General features: G+C 72.7%; 14 protein-coding genes, 1 pseudogene and 1 riboswitch. Of the genes and pseudogenes, 11 read left to right on the forward strand and 4 right to left on the reverse strand.

Going from position 1 to position 15311, the window contains the following annotated elements:
* Positions 1-912 precede the first annotated feature (912 nt).
* The 3 genes and pseudogenes from AB0O48_RS22915 to AB0O48_RS22925 all read right to left on the reverse strand — a co-directional run bounded on the left by AB0O48_RS22915 (position 913) and on the right by AB0O48_RS22925 (position 3619).
* Positions 913-2262, reverse strand: coding sequence for an NAD(P)/FAD-dependent oxidoreductase (locus AB0O48_RS22915; protein ID WP_357248839.1), 1350 nt, complete (start codon positions 2260-2262; stop codon positions 913-915).
* A 151-nt stretch (positions 2263-2413) separates the two neighbouring features.
* A pseudogene (locus AB0O48_RS22920) lies at positions 2414-2731 on the reverse strand (TcmI family type II polyketide cyclase); the annotation flags it as partial.
* A 90-nt stretch (positions 2732-2821) separates the two neighbouring features.
* Positions 2822-3619: a BTAD domain-containing putative transcriptional regulator gene (locus AB0O48_RS22925; RefSeq protein WP_357248842.1), complete on the reverse strand. Its 798-nt coding sequence runs from the start codon at positions 3617-3619 to the stop codon at positions 2822-2824.
* A 444-nt stretch (positions 3620-4063) separates the two neighbouring features.
* On the opposite strand from AB0O48_RS22925, the gene AB0O48_RS22930 reads away from it, so the two are divergent.
* The 10 genes from AB0O48_RS22930 to AB0O48_RS22975 all read left to right on the forward strand — a co-directional run bounded on the left by AB0O48_RS22930 (position 4064) and on the right by AB0O48_RS22975 (position 12640).
* Positions 4064-4402: a TcmI family type II polyketide cyclase gene (locus AB0O48_RS22930; protein ID WP_357248845.1), complete on the forward strand. Its 339-nt coding sequence runs from the start codon at positions 4064-4066 to the stop codon at positions 4400-4402.
* Complete coding sequence (locus tag AB0O48_RS22935; RefSeq protein ID WP_365068217.1) at positions 4399-6117, forward strand: acetyl-CoA carboxylase carboxyltransferase subunit alpha; 1719 nt, start codon at positions 4399-4401, stop codon at positions 6115-6117. Before AB0O48_RS22930 ends, AB0O48_RS22935 begins: the two co-directional genes overlap by 4 nt.
* Complete coding sequence (accB, locus tag AB0O48_RS22940) at positions 6114-6626, forward strand: acetyl-CoA carboxylase biotin carboxyl carrier protein (protein ID WP_357248851.1); 513 nt, start codon at positions 6114-6116, stop codon at positions 6624-6626. The genes AB0O48_RS22935 and accB overlap by 4 nt, the downstream gene beginning before the upstream one ends.
* Before the next feature lie 19 nt (positions 6627-6645).
* Positions 6646-8088, forward strand: coding sequence for an acetyl-CoA carboxylase biotin carboxylase subunit (locus tag AB0O48_RS22945; protein ID WP_357248854.1), 1443 nt, complete (start codon positions 6646-6648; stop codon positions 8086-8088).
* Positions 8085-8840 carry an SRPBCC family protein gene (locus AB0O48_RS22950; protein ID WP_365068221.1) on the forward strand — a complete coding sequence of 252 codons (756 nt, stop codon included), beginning with the start codon at positions 8085-8087 and terminating at the stop codon, positions 8838-8840. Before AB0O48_RS22945 ends, AB0O48_RS22950 begins: the two co-directional genes overlap by 4 nt.
* Positions 8833-9237, forward strand: a complete 405-nt coding sequence (locus AB0O48_RS22955; RefSeq protein ID WP_272611493.1) for a cupin domain-containing protein — start codon at positions 8833-8835, stop codon at positions 9235-9237. The genes AB0O48_RS22950 and AB0O48_RS22955 overlap by 8 nt, the downstream gene beginning before the upstream one ends.
* 115 nt (positions 9238-9352) lie before the next feature.
* Entirely contained in the window at positions 9353-10627 is a 1275-nt protein-coding gene (locus AB0O48_RS22960; protein ID WP_357248860.1) for a beta-ketoacyl-[acyl-carrier-protein] synthase family protein, read from the forward strand.
* Between the two features lie 23 nt (positions 10628-10650).
* Complete coding sequence (locus AB0O48_RS22965) at positions 10651-11901, forward strand: beta-ketoacyl synthase N-terminal-like domain-containing protein (RefSeq protein WP_365068317.1); 1251 nt, start codon at positions 10651-10653, stop codon at positions 11899-11901.
* Positions 11898-12215: an antibiotic biosynthesis monooxygenase family protein gene (locus AB0O48_RS22970; RefSeq protein WP_357248863.1), complete on the forward strand. Its 318-nt coding sequence runs from the start codon at positions 11898-11900 to the stop codon at positions 12213-12215. The genes AB0O48_RS22965 and AB0O48_RS22970 overlap by 4 nt, the downstream gene beginning before the upstream one ends.
* A 173-nt stretch (positions 12216-12388) precedes the next feature.
* Positions 12389-12640 carry a hypothetical protein gene (locus AB0O48_RS22975; RefSeq protein ID WP_357248866.1) on the forward strand — a complete coding sequence of 84 codons (252 nt, stop codon included), beginning with the start codon at positions 12389-12391 and terminating at the stop codon, positions 12638-12640.
* Positions 12641-12760: 120 nt separating this feature from the next.
* On the opposite strand, the gene AB0O48_RS22980 is transcribed toward AB0O48_RS22975, so the two are convergent.
* A complete protein-coding gene (locus tag AB0O48_RS22980) occupies positions 12761-14197 on the reverse strand; it encodes a glycine hydroxymethyltransferase (RefSeq protein ID WP_357248869.1) in 1437 nt (478 codons plus the stop codon).
* A 19-nt stretch (positions 14198-14216) separates the two neighbouring features.
* Positions 14217-14306: riboswitch (ZMP/ZTP riboswitch) on the reverse strand.
* Positions 14307-14452: 146 nt separating this feature from the next.
* Between AB0O48_RS22980 and AB0O48_RS22985 the strand changes: the two genes are divergently transcribed.
* Complete coding sequence (locus tag AB0O48_RS22985; RefSeq protein ID WP_357248872.1) at positions 14453-15259, forward strand: SDR family NAD(P)-dependent oxidoreductase; 807 nt, start codon at positions 14453-14455, stop codon at positions 15257-15259.
* The last annotated feature ends 52 nt before the right edge of the window (positions 15260-15311 follow it).

Below are 15311 nucleotides of genomic sequence, written 5' to 3' on the forward strand. Positions count from 1 at the left end.
CATCCGCGTCGGACGGTGCCGACGGCGGGGCCTCGGTCAGCGCCATGTCGGCGGGGTCGGCCACGACCGGCTCGTTGGCCGGGCTGGCCTTGGTCGCCGCATCGTCGGCCGGGTCGGTCGCGGTCGGCTCGTCGGCGGGGGTGGTGTCGAGCGGGAGGTCGTCCGCGGGCTGGCGGGGGGCGATCACGGCCGCCGGGGCGGGCTGCTCGTCGACCGCGACCGGCTCGGGGGTCGACTCCACAACGGGCTCCGACGGAAGGTCATCCGCGTCGGACGGTACGGGCGGCGGGGCCTCGGTCAGTGCCATGTCGGCCGGGTCGACGGCGCTCGGGGCCTCCGCCGGCACTTCCACCGGCGTGGGCCCACTGTCCGGTCCGGTGACGGCGGCCGGCGCGCTGACCGTGTCCACCGGCACTGGTTCGTCGGCGACCGCGACGGGGGCCGGGTCGACGGCGGCCGCGGGCCGGGCCTCGTCGGTGGTGGCCGCCGGCGTCGGCGCTTCGATCACGGCCAGGCCGGCGACGGGATCTCCGTCCACTATCGACTTACCCTGCACGCCCCGCCGGCCGCGCAGCAGCCACCCGGCGGCCAGGCCCAGCAACAGTGCCAGTACCACTATCAGCGAGTGTCCGATAGACCACGCCACGGCGAACCTCCCTCTCAGCTCGTTGGAAAAGGTACGAGAAAAACTCGCCGCAGCTTCGCACACGCGTGTTGCTGGCAAGTGAGAGGATCGGCCGCAGGCGACCCGGGTGTGGCGACCACGTCATGCGGTGCCCGCCGAGTGACGCAGCGTCGCAGCGAACAACCAGCACCGCACCGAACAAGCAGCGTCGCACCGAAGCGCGGAAAGGCCCGGCACGACGAGACCCGGGCCCGGCGGGGGACGCCGAGCCCGGGTCGATGTCCAGCTCAGTCCTGGTCGCCCTCGTAGGTGTGGAAGTCGTCGACGAACCGGCGACGCAGCCGCGGCACCCGGCTCGTCACTCCGAAGTAGCCGCGCGCGCCGAGCAGCGCGAGTCGACCCACCACCGGCCGGTACATCCGGTCGTCGCCGCTGGTGCCGCTGCGGTTCAGCGATTCGGCGACCCGCGCGACGCCGTACGGCACCATCGCTGCCTCGTAGTCGGCGACCGCCTGCACCAACGTCTTGTCGCCGGTCACGGCGTGCCCGAGCTGGTCGCAGAGCAGGCGGGCGTCTCGCAGCGCGGTGTTCGCGCCCACCCCGCGGCCGGGGGTCATGGTGTGGATGGCGTCGCCGAGCATGGTGACGGTGCTGCTCTTCCAGGGCGGCGTCGGTTCGGACGTGGACACCCTGATCGGTAGGGCACTTGCCGGGTCCGCGCGGGTCAGCAGCTCCCGCAGGTTCGGGTGCCAGTTGGAGGTGAGGTCCAGGGCGACGTTCACCAAATTCTCGCCGCGACGCTCCAGGACGTCGGCGGGGAATCGGCGGCCGGTGCTCCAGATGATGAGGTTGATGTTGTCGGTGGTGGTGTCGTGGGCCAGGCCGGGCCAGTTTCGCAGCACCGCGGCGTCGGCGTCGCTGACGTCGGGTTTGACAGCCCGCCGGGCGTCCCACTTGAACTCCATGACGTGCAGGACGCCCATCATCCCGCCGACGCCGAAGATCAGCGAGATGCCCTGACGGACCCGCTCCGGGACGAGGCCGCGGGTGTAGGCGGTGAGCGGGATCCGGGTGGCGATGTTGATGGTGCCGGCGTCGCGGGTGACGGCGTGCGGCAGGTACTGCCGGCGTACCGCCGAGTGGGTGCCGTCCGCGCCGACCAACAGGTTGCCGGTGGCACTGGTGCCGTCGGCGAAGTACGCGGTGACCGTGCCGTCGTCGCGTTGCTCGTAGCGGGTGAAGGTCTTGTCGAAGTGCACCACGTCGTCCAGGCCGGTCAGCAGCACCTGCCGCAGCACCATCCGGGCCACCGAGTGTTCGGTGTGCACCGGGTCGGCGTTCGGTCGTAGGGCGAACGACGCGGTCTGGCGGAGCCCCTGGGTGACCACGTTGAAGTAGTGCGGCGGCCGCGCGCAGGTGGCCAGGAAGATGGCGAACAACTCCGGGGACAGGCACTGCCGCAGCGCTCGGCTACCGGTGGGGCCGATGCCGACCCGGTAGCCGAGCAGCCCTTCGGCGCGGTCGCGGTGCCGTTCGTAGACCGCGACGCTGATCCCGGCACGGCGCAGGCCGTGCGCCAGGCACAACCCGCCCGTGCCGGCGCCGATGATCAGGACGTGCGGTGGAGGGGTGGGCATGTCAGCCCGCCGGCTGTGCCGCGGCGTCGGTACTGGCCGGGCGCACCGCGGGCGCGTCGGTGCTGGCCGGACGCGCCGCAGGTACGTCGGTGCTGGCTGGACGCGCCGCGGGCGCGTCGGTGCTGGCCGGACGTGCCGCGGGCGCGTCGGGGGCATCCCACCGGTAGAAGCAGCCGGCGATGGCGTCCCGGGGGGAGCGCCAGGTCGGCAGGTACGGCGACGTGTGCGCGGAGAGCCGCTCGTTGACCTGCTGGAAGAGCGGGTGGTTGCGGGCCGCGGCGAGGGCGTCCGGGTCGATGTCGTCCGAGGTCTCCAGCAGGTGTACGCACAGGTCGTGCAGGCAGTACAGGGATCGGTGCGTGACGCCGGTCAGACCGGGCAGGTCGGTGGCGTCGGACTCGGCGAAGATCTGTGCGACCCGCCCCTCCGCGCCCGGGATGATCCGGCTGACGATCAGTAGACGACTCATGGAACCCCTTCCGCCGGTGGCCTCCCGATCCTCGGATCGGCGCCACGTGCTCTGTGCGCCTACCGTGCCGCAGCGTCTGTCACATCACCGTCACGTACGCCGGCCCGCCGGTGACGGGCCGTCGGTGACGGCCTCGCGGGTGGCCTGGCGGATCGGGGCGAGCGTGTCGTCGAGCAGGGCGTTCATCGCGGGGCTCGGCTCCAGACTCAACTCCCTGCGCAGCAGGTCCCGGTAGACGTAGAAGGCGTGCACGGCCTCGAAGGCGTTGCCCTCGGCAAGGTGGATGCGGACCACCAGGCGGTGCGGCGTCTCCCGGAGCGGCTCGGCGGCCATCGCCTCCAACGCGGCGTCGAGGGCCTCACCGTGCCGCCCCGCGGTCAGGTGCTGCCCGGCCACCTGTTCCAGCATGTGCAGGCGCAGTTGGCGCAGTCTCTCCCGGTCCAGCAGCACCCAGTCGTCGTACCAGCCGGGCAGGAGGTCGTGCCGGCCGGCGGCGAGCGCTCCCGCCGCGATGCGCGGGTCGTCGCCGTCCCGCACGCGGGCCGCGGTGCCGACCAGGTCGTCGACGTCGAGCCGGACCGTCGGGCCGAGCCGTACGGTGTCGCTGGCCACGGTCATCGGGCAACACGGGTCCTGCCGCAGCCGCCACAGCGCGGTGCGCAGTGAGGACAGTGCCCGTTCCTCCGACGCGTCCGGCCAGAGCAGGCCCGCGAGTTGGCTGCGGGTGGCGCCGGGGCGCAGCCCGATCAGGGCGATCACCCGTTGCAGCCCGCGGGGCACCACGACCGGCACCGCCTCGCACAACAGGCGGAAACCACCGAGCAGGTGAAGGGAGACGCCCTCCCCGGGCGGCGCCCCGGCGGTCGGCACGGACGGGTCAGCGGTCACGGCGGCACCCCCTGCGGAACGCTCGTCCCGACTGTCTGCTGTGTCCCGGATCGGTTGCCCGTGACGCCACTGTCGGCCCCAGCGGTGGGGGCGCGGCCCACGGCTGCCGGGGGCGGCCCCGCCCGCCGGGGCGGCCGGGCTGACCACCGTGAAGATTATCAATAGCAGTAACGGTGAGTCAACGCCGCGGTGAATGTTCTATTGGCCGACAGTCAACCTGAGATCGGTTCTGAACTGCGGAAACGTCCGTCGGTCCGCCCGTGTGGGATGCAGCGTACGCATAGCTGGTACACAGGCTGCGTCAACGCAGCGTCACCGTCCTACGTCGCTGACCGGTGCGCCACGGTGACGCCGCCGTGACGAGGACTGCCGCATCGTGTCCGCAGTCGTCCAGCGCGTCCGGGCACACCCGTCGCCGCCCGGACGCCGTGGGGGAGGAGCAGTATGGACCGATCACTGATCGTCGCGAAGGTGGATCCGACCGCCGAGGAGCGGGTCGCCGAGATCTTCGCCGAGTCGGACGCGACGGAGCTGCCGCGCCTGGTCGGCGTCCGGCACCGTTCGCTGTACCGGCTCCACGATCTCTATGTGCACCTGCTCGAGACCGAGCATCCGGCAGCGGACGCGGTGGAGGGCGCCCGGGGTCACCCGGAGTTCATCCGGGTCAGTGACCGCCTGCGCCCGTACGTGTCGCCGTACCTGCCCACCTGGCGCTCACCGCGGGACGCGATGGCGCGGTGCTTCTACCGGTTCGACGCCCCGGACCCCCGGCGGCGGTCGTGACCGCCACCGCGCCACGGGAGGAGCAGCTCTGGTCCCGCTGCCCCGGCTGCGCCAGCCTGCTCTACCGCAAACGGTTGCGTCGCAACCTGGATGTCTGCCCGGAGTGTGGGGAGCACGCCCGGCTCGGCGCCCCGGAACGCCTGCGTCAGCTTGTCGACCCGGGGTCGCTGCGGCTGTTGCCCGACCAGCTTCCCGAGACGGACCCGATCGACTTCGTCGACGTGCTGCCGTACCCGCACCGGCTCAGCGCCGCCCGCGCCAGCACCGGACTGGCCGAGGCGGTCGTCTGCGCCACCGCCACCATCGGCGCTCACCCGGCCGTGCTGGCGGTGATGGATTTCCGTTTCCTGGGCGGCAGCCTGGGTTGCGCGGTGGGGGAGCTGATCACCCGGGCCGCCGAACGGGCGCTGGACGACCGCGTCCCACTCATCCTGGTCACCGCCTCCGGCGGGGCGCGGATGCAGGAGGGCGTGCTGTCGTTGATGCAGATGGCCACCGTCAGCCAGGCCATCGCCGCGCTGCGCGAGGCGGGACTGCTCACCGTGAGCGTCCTCACCGACCCGACCTACGGCGGGGTGGCCGCGTCGTTCGCCACCAACACCGATCTGGTCCTCGCGGAGAGCGGCGCGCGGATGGGTTTCGCCGGTCCCCGGGTGATCCGCCAGGTCACCGGCCGGGCGCTGCCGGAGGGCTTTCAGAGCGCCGACGTCCTGCTCCGCCACGGTCAGGTCGACATGGTGGTGCAGCGCCGGTCACTGCGGGCACGGCTGGGGGCGCTGCTCGCCGCCACCCGCGCCGCCCGCCCGGCCCGTCCGCCCGTACCCCGGCAGGACCCGGCGGCGTGTCGCGAGCGCCTCGCCGACGCGGCCCCGGCGGGCGGAGGTGACACCCCGGCGGTACGCGACGCGTGGGACACGGTCCGACTGGCGCGACACCCCGGTCGGCCGACCACACTGGACTACCTCGACTCGGTCTTCGACGGGTTCCTGGAGCTGCACGGCGACCGGATCGGCGGAGACTGCCCGGCCGTCGTGGGCGGCGTGGCGCGGCTGGCCGACCGGCACGTGATGGTCATCGGCCACCAGAAGGGGCACACCACCGCCGAGTTGGTGGCCCGCAACTTCGGCATGGCCAGCCCGGCCGGGCACCGCAAGGCGCTGCGGTTGATGCGCCTCGCCGCCCGGCTCGGCCTGCCCGTGATCACGCTGGTGGACACCCCCGGCGCGGACCCCGGGGTGAGCGCCGAGGAGCAGGGCCAGGCGGCGGCCATCGCGGAGAACATCCTCACCCTCACCGTGCTGCCCACCCCCGTGCTGGCAGTGATCACCGGAGAGGGGGGCAGCGGCGGCGCACTGGCCCTGGCCGTCGCCGACCGGGTGTTGATGCTGGAGAACGCCGTCTACTCGGTGATCAGCCCAGAGGGATGCGCCGCCATCCTCTGGCCGGACCGCTCGGCGGCGCCGCAGGCCGCCCGCGCGCTCAAGCTGACCGCGCCCGACCTGCGCCGACTCGGGGTGGTCGACGAGGTCGTGCCGGAGCCGACCACCGCCGCGCACGGCGACCCGGCGGAGACCGCCCGCCGGTTGCGCGCGGCCCTGCTGAGCAACCTGCTGCCGCTGCTGGACGTGCCGCCCGCCATGCTGGTCCGCCTGCGTCGACAGCGCTTCCGCCGGTTCGGGATGGCACGCGCCGGCACTCGGGCGGGTGCCCGGTGAGCGCCGGGGACACGACGGTGTCGACCGTCGAGGTGCCCCACGAGGCCGGGGTGGAGGGCGAGGAGGCGCTCGCCGGCCTGCGCCGGCAGGCACAACACCTGATCGCCGAACTGGCCGGGCCGGTGCGCCGGATCCGGCTACGCAGCGGGCCGGCGGTGCTGGAGGTCGAGTGGCACCCGGAGGAGCCGGCCCGTGCGGACGTACCTCCCGGGTCTGCCGAGGCCGCGCGGCCCGCCGGCCCGCCACCGGCCCCGCCACCGGCGCCCGGCCGGGCCGCGGTGCGGGCACCCGTCGTCGGCACCTTCTACCGCGCGTCGGAGCCCGGCGCGAGGCCGTTCGTCGCGGTGGGCGACCTGGTCCGTCCGGGCCAACCGGTCGCCATCGTCGAGGCGATGAAACTGATGAACGAGGTGACCGCCGATCGCGCCGGTCGGGTGGTCGCGATCCTCGTCGAGGACGGCCACCCGGTGGAGTACGACCAGCCGCTCGTCGAGCTGGACCCGGCATGACGGCGCAGGGTGGTTGACCATGTTCGAGACAGTGCTGATCGCCAATCGGGGCGAGATCGCCCTGCGGGTGCTGCGCGCCTGCAAGGAGCTGGGTGTGCGAACCGCAGTCGTCTACTCCGCGGCGGACGCCGACTCGCCGGTGGTCCGCCTCGCCGACCAGGCGGTCCGGATCGGGCCCGCGTCGAGTCGGCGCAGCTACCTGAACGCGGCCGCGATCGTGGAGGCCGCCCGGCAGGTGGGCGCGCAGGCCGTGCACCCCGGTTACGGCTTCCTCTCCGAGGACGCCGACTTCGCCGAGATCTGCGTGGACAACGGGTTGACCTTCATCGGCCCACCACCGGCGGTGATGGCCGCGCTGGCCGACAAGTCCTCGGCGCGGGCACTGCTGAGCCGTGCCGGCCTGCCACTGTCGCCGGGCAGCGTCGCACCGGTGCCCACCGCCGCCGCGGCGGCGGAGGTCGCCGCGGCAGTCGGCTACCCGGTGATCGTGAAGGCCGCCGCCGGCGGAGGCGGTCGCGGCATGACCGTCGTACGGACGCCGGGCGAGCTGCGCCGGGCGTACGCCCGCACCCGGGCCGCCGCCCAGGCCGCCTTCGGCGACGACCGGGTGTACGTCGAGCGCTACCTCACCGAGGCGCGACACGTCGAGGTGCAGGTGCTCTGCGACTCCCACGGCAACGGGGTGCACCTGGGCACCCGGGACTGCTCGGTGCAGCGCCGGCACCAGAAGCTGGTCGAGGAGGCGCCCGCCCCGGCGCTGTCCGCCGCCGTTCTCGACACCATCGCCGAGGCCGCCCTTCGGGGCGCGTTGGCTGTCGGCTTCGTCGGTGCCGGAACCCTGGAGTTCCTTGTCGACGCCGAGGAGAAGTTCCACTTCCTGGAGATCAACTGCCGGATCCAGGTGGAGCATCCGGTCACCGAGATGGTCACCGGGATCGACCTGGTGCACGAGCAACTGCACATCGCCGCCGGGGTGCCGCTGCGCTGGCGACAGGAGGAGATCCGCCTGCACGGCGTCGCGGTGGAGTGCCGGGTCAACACCGAGGACCCCGACCGGGACTTCGCACCAACCCCCGGCCGGCTGGAACGGTTCACCCCACCCGGCGGCCCGTTCACCCGGGTGGACACCCACGCCAGCGCCGGCTACCTCGTCGGCCCCTGGTACGACTCGCTCCTGGCCAAGGTGATCGTCTGGGCGCCGGACCGGGAGCTGGCCCTCAACCGGCTGGAACGGGCCCTGGACGAGTTCGACATCGCCGGGCCGGGCGTCCACACCACCATCCCGTTCGTCCGGCGCGTGCTCGACGACGCCGCATTCCGCAAGGGCCGCTACACGACCGGCCTGGTCGACCGTCTGCTCGCCGCGCCCGACGCGGCGGCCGCGCGGCGGTCGACGGCCACCCCCGCTCCGCGCCCCGCGCCCGCCGCGGAACCCGACACGACCCTCAGGAGGACCCGATGACCGTCACCCATGGTCGCCCGATGACCGCCGAGATCACCGACATCCTGGTGGCGCACTGCGGGCTGGACCCCGACGCGGCGGCCCGGGCGCCCGCCGCGTCGCTGGAAGAGCTGGGGATGGACTCCCTCGCACTGCTGGAACTCTCCGCGGTCGTCGCCGACCGGTGGCAGGTGAGCATCCCCGAGCAGGCCGGGGAGCTGAGCATCCCGGCGGTGGCCGACCTGGTCGCCCGCCGCGTCGACCCACCCGGGCACACCGAGAACAGCGTGGTCATCGACGCGCCGCTGGCGCTGGTCTGGGAGGTCACCAACGACGTGGCGAACTGGACCGAACTGTTCACCGAGTACGCCGTGGTGGACATCCTGCACCGCGAGGGCCACACCGTGCGGTTTCGGCTCACCATGTACCCCGACGAGAACGGGGTGTCCTGGAGCTGGGTCAGCGAGCGCACCTCCGACCCGGTGAGCAGGCAGGTGCGGGCGTACCGGGTGGAGACCGGGCCGTTCGAGTACATGCGGATCCACTGGCGCTACACCGAGGAGGCCGGCGGCACCCGGATGACCTGGACGCAGGACTTCGCGATGAAGCCGACCGCGCCGCTGGACAACGCCGCGATGACCGAGCGGATCAACACCAACAGCGTCATCCAACTCACGGTGATCAAGGATCGGGTGGAACGGATCGCCCGGCAGCGCGCCGACCAGGACGCCCCCCTGACCAGCACCGAGCCGACGGAGGCCGACGATGAGTGACCTGAGCACCCGGCCGATCGCCGCCGGGGACGTACCCGCCGACCGGCGACGCGGCGGTGAGCTGCGCGTGTTGCTCGGCCCCCGCACGGTCGGCAGCACCTCGGGCTTCCTCGGGGTCGCCGCCCTCGCGCCGGGGGAGCGGATCGCCGAGCACTACCACCCGTACAGCGAGGAGTTCCTGTACGTGGTGCGCGGCGCGATCACCGTCGACCTGGACGACCAGCCGACGCTGCTGGCCGCCGGTGAGGCCCTGTTCGTGCCCGTGAACGTGCGGCACCGACTCCGCAACACCGGCGTCGAACCGGCCGAGGTGGTCTTCCACCTGGGTCCGCTCGCCCCCCGCCCGGAGCTGGGTCACGTCGACACCGAGTTGGCCGAACAGCGCGGTGGGTCGTGAGCGCGAGGAGTGAGCCGGGTTTGCGAGCCCCGCAGTCGCGAACCGAGGTGGCGTGGGTGAGCGCGAGGAGCGCGCCGGGCTTGCGAGCCCCGCAGTCGCGAACCGAGGTGACGTCGTGAGCGGACGCCGCACGGTGGTGACCGGGATCGGGGTGGTCGCGCCCGGCGGCGCCAGCCGGGACCGGTTCTGGAAGACCATCACCGAGGGGCGGACCGCCACCCGGCGGATCAGCTTCTTCGACCCGTCGGCGTTCCGGTCGCAGATCGCCGCGGAATGCGACTTCGACGCGACCGCCGCGGGGCTCACCGAGGCCGAACAACGCCGGGCCGACAGGTACGTGCAGTTCGCGCTGGCCTGCTCCGTCGAGGCCGTCGCCGACGCCGGACTGGTGCTCACCGACGCCGAGCGGGACCGGGCCGGGGTGGTGCTCGGCACCGCCGTGGGCGGCACGATGGCGCTGGAACAGGAGTACGTCACCGTCAGCGAGCACGGTCAGCGCTGGCTGGTCGATGCCACGCGCGGTGGCCCGTACCTCTACCAGGCGCTGGTGCCCAGCAGCCTCGCCGCCGACGTGGCCTGCCGGCACGGGCTGCACGGCCCGGCGCAGGTGGTGTCCACCGGCTGCACCTCCGGCATCGACGCCATCGGCTACGCCCACCAGCTCATCGTGGACGGTGAGGCGGACGTGATGCTGGCCGGCGCGGCGGACTCGCCGATCTCGCCGGTCACCGTCGCCTCGTTCGACGCGATCAAGGCGACCAGCCCGGACAACGACGACCCGGCGCACGCCTCCCGCCCGTTCGACGCCGACCGGCACGGGTTCGTGCTGGCCGAGGGCGGGGCGGTGCTGGTGTTGGAGGAGCTCGGGCACGCCCGCCGGCGGGGCGCGCACATCTACTGCGAGGTGGCCGGCTACGCCAGCCGCAGCAACGGTTACCACATGACCGGGCTGCGTCCGGACGGCCTGGAGATGAGCCTCGCCGTGACCGACGCGTTGAAACAGGGGCGGATCCTGCCCGAGCAGGTGTCCTACATCAGCGCCCACGGCTCGGGTACCAAGCAGAACGACAGGCACGAGACGGCCGCGTTCAAACGGGCGTTGGGCCAGGCCGCGTACCGGGTGCCGATCAGTTCGATCAAGTCCATGGTCGGGCACTCGCTCGGCGCGATCGGGTCGATCGAGATGGCGGCGTGCGCCCTCGCGATCGAGTTCGGCGTGGTGCCACCGACGGCCAACTGGAGCACCCGGGACCCGGAGTGCGACCTGGACTACGTACCGAACGAGGCGCGGGAGGTCCCGGTGGACGTGGCCCTGTCGGTGGGCAGTGGATTCGGCGGCTTCCAGTCGGCCATGGTGTTCCGCCGGTCGGCCGGCCCGGTGGCGGCGTGAGCGCCGTTCGGCCCGGTGGCGGCGTGAGCGCCGCGCGGGCGGTGGTGACCGGCATCGGCGTGGTCGCACCGAGTGGCATCGGCGTGGACGCGCACTGGCGAACGGTGCTGACCGGCACCCGCCGGACCGGACCGATCACCCTGTTCGACCCGGCCGGCTATCCGACGCGATTCGGCGGGGAGGTGCCCGGCTTCACCGCCGACTCGTACGCGGACAGCCGGCAGGTGGTGCAGACCGACAGGTGGACGCACCTCGGCTTCGCCGCGACCGGGTTGGCGTTGGCCGACGCCGGCCTGCCCGAGCGGGCCCCCGACCCGTACGGCTACGCGGTGACCCTGGCCAGCTCGTCCGGGGGCAACCTGTTCGGCCAGCGGGAGTTGCAACGGCTGTGGGGCGGATCGTCGCGCACGGTCGGGGCGTACCAGTCGATCGCCTGGTTCTACGCGGCGAGCGTCGGGCAACTGTCCATCCACCACCAGTTCAAGGGACCGAGCGGGGTGCTGGTCGCGGAGGCCGCCGGCGGGCTGGACAGCCTCGCGCACGCCGCCCGCGCGGTACGCCGGGGCACCCCGGTGGTGATCGCCGGGGCCACCGAGTGCCCGCTGAGCCCGTACGCGTTGGCGTGCCAACTGCGGTCCGGGCTGCTCAGTGACGTCTCCGATCCGCAGCGGGCGTACCGGCCGTTCGACGCCTCGGCCAGCGGCTACCTGCCGGCCGAGGGAGGCGCGGTGTTCGTGGTGGAGGAGTTGGGGCACGCCCTCGCCCGGGGCGCCCGCGTCTACGGCGAGGTGAGCGGCTGGGGCTCCACCCACGACGCCGCGCACACCACCGCGGACAGCGCCGGCGACCCGACCCAGTACGCGCGGGCGATGCGGCTGGCCCTGGACCGGGCCGGCGTCGCCGCGGCCGGTATCGACGTCGTGCTGCCCGACGCCCTCGGCGTGCCCCGCTACGACCGCAGCGAGGCCGAGGCGTTGCGCGCCGTGTTCGCCGAGCGGCCGGTCCCGGTGACGACGCAGAAGCCGCTGACCGGGCGGGCGTACCAGGGTGGCTCGGCGTTGGACGTGGCCACCGCGCTGCTCGCCTTCGCGCACGACACGCTGCCCGCGTCGGCCGGCCCGGAGGAGGTCGCCGAGGGGTGCGAACTGGACTTCCTGCGCGAGCACCGCCAGCCGCGCAGCCGACTCGCGCTGGTCTGCGCGCGGGGCTTCGACGGGTTCAACAGTGCGCTGGTCCTGCGCGGGGCCGTGCCGATGAGGGGAGAGACGCCATGAGTGGACAGCGGGCGCGGGTCGTGTTCCTGGTGCGGGTCCCGGTGCCACGCACCGACGAGTTCCTCGCCGCCTACGAGGAGGTGCGGCACCTGGTCGCCGACGGGGTGCCGGGACACCTGGTCGACCAGGTGTGCCGCTCGTCGACCGACCCGGAGCAGTGGTTGATCACCAGTGAGTGGGTGACCCTGGCCGACTTCGAGGCCTGGGAGCGCAGCCCCGAGCATCGGGACCTGGTACGCCCGATGCGGGAGTGCTTCACCGACGCCCGTTCGCTGCGTTTCCACATCCACGCGCAGACACCCGCGCTGGTCTGACGTTCCCGCACGCACGATCTCCCCGGGTGGGGGCCGCGACGGTCGTCGGAGGTGATCGCCGGGCCGGGCCGATCGCGGGGCGACCACCCGCGGGTTGACGCACCGCGTTCACCGGATGGCAATGCGCGACGGCCGGCGTGGGCCGGTCCTGGGTGGACGGTCATAATGTCCGCATGATTGCCTGGGAGTACGCCCTGCTCGTTCGCCGTTATCAGGGACAGGGCCGCAATTTCCACGTCTCGTTCGTCTGGTACGCCCCGGACGGGTCCCGCAAGGACATCACCGCCTTCGGTGACACCGCCATCGCGCACCTCAACCGTGCCGGTCGGGAGGGGTGGGAGCTGGTTTCCGCGGCCGAGGACGTGAACAACGTCCAGGGCAGCACCGAGGTCCACCGCTACCACCTGAAGCGCCCCCTGGAGTGACGCCGCAAGCCGGTTCTCGTCGATCATGGAGTTGTGGTGGGGGACGAAAGCCGCCTACCGTCCCGTTCCGGGCACCACAACTCCATGATCGACGTGGCCTAAGCCGACGTGGTCTGACCCTTAGGCCAGGTTGATGCCCGGGTAGAGGGGGTGGGGGGCCAGCAGGTCGGTCGCCTGCCGGGCGATCTTGTCGGCCAGGTCGGCGTCGAGCACGTACTTCGCCTTGGACGGGGTGCCGTCGGCGTTGGCGCCGGCCGTGGTCTGGGTCAGCACGGTGTGGATCAGATCCGCGGTCTGGTCCATCTCGGCGGTGCCCAGGCCCCGGGTGGTCAGCGCCGGGGTGCCGATCCGGATGCCGGACGTGTACCAGGCCCCGTTCGGGTCCTGCGGGACCGAGTTGCGGTTGGTGACGATGCCCGAGTCGAGCAGCGCCTGCTCGGCCTGCCGACCGGTGAGCCCGTAGCCGGACACGTCGATCAGCACCAGGTGGTTGTCGGTGCCACCGGTGACCAGCTTCGCGCCCCGGCGCAGCAGCCCCTCGGCGAGCGCCTGCGCGTTGTCCACGATGCGCTGGGCGTAGTCGGCGAAGTCGGGGCGGCGAGCCTCCGCGAGGGCGACGGCCTTGGCGGCCATCACGTGCGGCAGGGGACCACCGAGCACCATCGGGCAGCCGCGGTCCACCTGGTCGGCCAGCTCCGGCTGGCAGAGCACCATGCCGCCGCGCGGACCGCGCAGCGACTTGTGCGTGGTGGTCGTGACGATGTGCGCGTGCGGCACCGGGTCGAAGTCGCCGGTGAACACCTTGCCGGCCACCAGGCCGGCGAAGTGCGCCATGTCGACCATGAAGGTGGCGCCGACCGAGTCGGCGATCTCCCGCAGGATCCGGAAGTTCACCTTCCGGGGGTACGCCGAGTAGCCGCCGACCAGGATCAGCGGCTTGAACTCGCGGGCCGCCTCGGCGACCCGGTCGTAGTCGATCAGGCCGGTCGTCGGGTCGGTGCCGTAGCTGCGCTGGTCGAACATCTTGCCGGAGATGTTCGGCCGAAAGCCGTGGGTGAGGTGGCCGCCGGCGTCCAGCGACATGCCGAGCATCCGCTGGTTGCCCAGCTCGCGGCGCAGCGTGAACCAGTCGGCCTCGGTGAGGTCGTTGACGTGGCGGACCTGCGCCTTCTTCAGCGCGGGGGACTCCACCCGGTCGGCCAGCACCGCCCAGAAGGCGACCAGGTTGGCGTCGATGCCCGAGTGCGGCTGCACGTACGCGTGCGCGGCGCCGAACAGCTCCCGGGCGTGCTCGGCGGCGAGCGCCTCGACGGTGTCGACGTTCTGGCAGCCGGCGTAGAAGCGGCGGCCGACGGTGCCCTCGGCGTACTTGTCGCTGAACCAGTTGCCCATGGCCAGCAGCGTCGCCGGGGAGGCGTAGTTCTCGCTGGCGATGAGCTTGAGCGACTCCCGCTGGTCGGTCAGCTCGGCGCCGATGGCGTCGGCCACCCGCGGCTCGACAGCCCGGATCACCTCAAGGGCGCTCCGGAATGCGGTGGACTCGGCGTTGTGCGACATGCGACCTCCAACAGACGTGCGGGAAGGCCCAGGCGCTCGGCAAACGTCCTCGTGACGGGGCCGCTCCCCGATGGTTGTCCATCCCCACGCGCCAGTAACGGCCCGCGCCGATCCTACCGGGCCGGCCGGGGCCGTCCCGGGCGACCTCCGTACGCCACGCGTCGGCAGGGTTGAGCGGCCGACGTCGGGGCACACGGAAGGGAGCGGTTACCACTGCCGGTACGACCGCCACCCGCCCGAGAGGAGTCACCCATCATGACCACACCGTCCACCGACCGACCGCTCGCCGTGGTGACCGGAGCGTCCAGCGGAATCGGGTACGAGCTGGCCGTGCAGTTCGCCGAGCACGGGTTCGACCTGGTCGTGGCCGCCGAGGACGACGGCATCTCCTCGGCGGCCGAGAAGCTGCGCCGCGACGGCGGCCCCCAGGTCCAGCCCGTCCGCGTCGACCTCGCCCGGGAGCAGGGCGTGGAGGAGTTGGCCTCGGCGATCGCCGCCACCGGGCGTCCGGTGGCCGCCCTGGCGCTCAACGCCGGCCGGGGCGCCGGCGGCGCCTTCGTCGGCGGTACCGACCTGCGCGACGAGTTGGAGATCGTCGACCTCAACGTGCGCTCGACCGTGCACCTGGCCAAGCGGCTGTTGCCCGGCATGGTGGAGCGGGGCGCGGGTCGGGTGCTGTTCACCTCGTCGATCGCCTCCACCATGCCGGGGCCGTTCCAGGCGGTCTACAACGCGTCGAAGTCGTTCGTGCAGTCCTTCGCCGAGGCGCTGCGCAACGAGCTGAAGGACACCGGCGTCACGGTGACCGCGCTGATGCCCGGGCCGACCGACACGGAGTTCTTCGACCGGGCCGACATGGAGGACACCCGGGTCGGCTCCGGCTCCAAGGACGACCCGGCGAAGGTCGCCGCGCAGGGCTTCGAGGCGCTGATGAAGGGCGATCAGACGATCACCGCGGGGTCGCTGATGAACAAGGTGCAGACCGCCGCGGGCAAGATCATCCCCGACAAGCTCAAGTCCGAGCAGCATCGGCACATGGCCGAGCCGGGTTCCGGTAGCTGACCCCGGTCCTCGTGAGGTGACGCACGACGAGGGGCCCGGCAGCACGCCGGGC

Origin of the sequence: Micromonospora sp. NPDC085948, from assembly GCF_040686315.1 — a bacterium.
Lineage (GTDB): Bacteria > Actinomycetota > Actinomycetes > Mycobacteriales > Micromonosporaceae > Micromonospora.